At 47.9% G+C, this 2,504-nt stretch carries 2 protein-coding genes; one reads left to right on the top strand and one right to left on the bottom strand.

Annotation, left to right across the window (positions count from 1 at the left end; all coding sequences use genetic code 11):
• Positions 1-420: 420 nt before the first annotated feature.
• Entirely contained in the window at positions 421-2,121 is a 1,701-nt protein-coding gene (locus Q5691_RS27450; RefSeq protein ID WP_333348395.1) for an ABC-F family ATP-binding cassette domain-containing protein, read from the bottom strand.
• Between the two features lie 144 nt (positions 2,122-2,265).
• Here Q5691_RS27450 and Q5691_RS27445 point away from each other — a divergent pair, with 144 nt between their 5' ends.
• The gene (locus Q5691_RS27445) at positions 2,266-2,415 is read left to right on the top strand and encodes a hypothetical protein (RefSeq protein ID WP_333283438.1); all 150 of its coding nucleotides are present in this window, start codon (positions 2,266-2,268) and stop codon (positions 2,413-2,415) included.
• The last annotated feature ends 89 nt before the right edge of the window (positions 2,416-2,504 follow it).

The raw sequence follows: 2,504 nt of genomic DNA, 5'->3' as shown, positions 1-2,504 counted from the left end.
TTAAACGGAAAAACTTTTTGACTCCAACTTTTCACAACTGATAAAAAAATTCCACACACATCTGCGGAATGTGGGTTGGAGCATTGAAAATCAAGAACATTGGATTTTAGATGTCACTTTCAATGAAGATCGATGTCGCATTCGGTCGTTGAATAGCCCTCGGAACTTGGCTGCTATCAGACGGATGTCCCTGAATGCTGTCAATCAAGAAACTACTCTCAAGCGTAGCTTGCGACAGAAAAGGAAACTCGCTGCAATGAATGATGAATACATGATGCTTCTTCTCAAATCCTTTTGTCAAGACTGATTGAGATGCTCTTACCCTGTTCAGCAAGCCCTAGTTAAGAATCTGATTCTTGTTTCACCGTAGATGCACGCAGATAAACGCGGATTTAAGGTTTATCTGCGAGGGACGCAAGTTTATTTTTGCTTAGCCGCAGCTTTTTTCTTGGCTTCTTTTTCTGCTTTTTTAGCTGCTTTTTCTGCTTCAAGTTTAGCGATTTGTGCTAGCTCTTTTTCTTCAGCTATTTTATCGAGATAGTAGTGGTAGTCTCCCAAATAAGGGCGAAATTCTCCATCCCGAATCTCGACAATTTTGTTAGCGACTTGGGAGATGAAATAGCGATCGTGCGAAACGATAATTACGGTACCTTCATAATTCTGAATCGCCTCTTCCATCATCTCTTTCGCCGGAATGTCGAGGTGATTTGTCGGTTCGTCCAAAATCAGCAAATTCACGGGAGTCAACAGCATTTTTGCCAAAGCTAGGCGGGCTTTTTCGCCGCCGCTTAAAGCGCCAACCTGTTTGAATACAGTTTCGCCGGTAAATAAGAAACGGCCCAACAAAGTCCGAACTTCTTCATTTTTCCAGTCGGGAACTTCGTCGTGAATGGTTTCGATCACGCTTTTATTCAAATCTAAGGCTTCTGCCTGATTCTGTTCAAAGTAACCGGGGATGACGTTGTGGCCTCCCAATTTGACTGTACCTTCCGAAGGCTTTTCTAAACCCATAATCAGTCGCAGCAGGGTGGATTTGCCCGCGCCGTTGGGGCCGAGAAAGGCTATGCGATCGCCCCTTTCAATTAATAAGTCGGCTCCCAAAAATAGGATTTTTTCACCGTAGGTGTGCACCAAATCTTCAATTATTGCTACTTCGCGGCCGCTGCGGGGTGCGGGGGGAAAGCGGAAATGCAAAGTTTTTAATCCGCCGGTGGGCGCTTCGATGCGTTCGATTTTGTCTAACTGTTTCTCGCGGCTTTTGGCTTGGGTGCTGCGAGTGGCGCTGGCGCGGAATTTTTCTACGAATGCTTGCTGTTTTTCGAGTTCTTTTTGCTGGCTTTCGTAGGCGCTGAGTTGGGCTTCTCTGGCTTCTGCTTTTTGCAGCAGGTAGGAGGAGTAGTTGCCGAGGTAGGTGGTGGAAACGCCGCGTTCTGTTTCGACGATTTGGGTGCAGAGCCGATCGAGAAATTCCCGGTCATGGGATACGATTACCATGGGGGTTATCAGCCCTTTCAGGTAAACTTCCAGCCATTCGATGGTTTCTAAGTCGAGGTGGTTGGTAGGTTCGTCTAGCAGCAGGATGTCGGGTTTTTGCAGGAGAATTTTGCCCAAACTCATCCGCATTTGCCAGCCGCCGCTGAAGGCGCTGACTAATCGATCGCCGTCTTCGGGTTCAAATCCGATTTCGGGCAGAATTTTCTCGATTTGGGCTTCTAAAGCGTAGCCGTTTAAGCCTTCAAATTGCCGTTGCAGCCGATCCATTTTGTGGATCAGTTCGTCAAGATTTTCTGGGGTGGAGGCTTCCAAGTCTCGATGCACTTGCATCAGGGTTTCGTGGACTTCGTTGGCTTCGCTGAAGGCGCGCCAAAATTCTTCTCTGACGGTGCGAGTCGGATCTACTTCAAATTCTTGGGAGAGGTAGGCGATGTGGAGGCTGGCGGGGCGAATGACTTCCCCTGCGGTGGGTTCGATTTCGCCGGCGATGATTTTGAGTTGGGTAGATTTGCCGGCACCGTTAACGCCTACTAAGCCGATGCGATCGCCTGGCTTGACTTCCCAGGTGACATCTTTGAGTACGACGCCTGTGGGGTAAATTTTACTGATGTGTTCGAGTCGCAGCATTGTTGTGGGGACTGGGGAAGGGCTGGTTTAGCGGCGGATGGGATGCCGGCGCTGAGGTCGAGTTAATCTTAACAAATTTTAATTATATTTAGGGTATTGCCAGATTCTGATTTGGTAGGAGTTACGCGAAGAAACGGGGTTTCTATGAAAAATCGCAGATTCTGGGCTAGAGATATAGGAAGAAACCCGGTTTCTGGCCTCGATGTGGGTTCAGGACTATTTGGGTGGGGCGATCCTCTTCGAGGGCAACGCTTACGGGCGATCGTGTTGTTTCAGATTGAATTTCTCGAATAATGGTTGAGACTTCCTGGGGGGGTGACAACCCACCTGAAACCCATAGCTAGTAAGGATTGAGCCAACTTGTGGTAAAAAAAGATAGGCAG

This window comes from Microcoleus sp. w1-18aA5, assembly GCF_036701705.1.
Classification (GTDB): domain Bacteria; phylum Cyanobacteriota; class Cyanobacteriia; order Cyanobacteriales; family Microcoleaceae; genus Microcoleus.
The sequence above is the reverse complement of the archived record's forward strand: the minus strand, read 5'-3'. Positions and strand labels throughout refer to the sequence as shown.

What these genes read in the sequence shown, in the direction of transcription:
- Q5691_RS27450 (WP_333348395.1), bottom strand. Translation starts at nt 2,121, where the DNA reads ATGCTGCGACTCGAACACATCAGTAAAATTTACCCCACAGGCGTCGTA.
- Q5691_RS27445 (WP_333283438.1), top strand. Translation starts at nt 2,266, where the DNA reads ATGAAAAATCGCAGATTCTGGGCTAGAGATATAGGAAGAAACCCGGTT.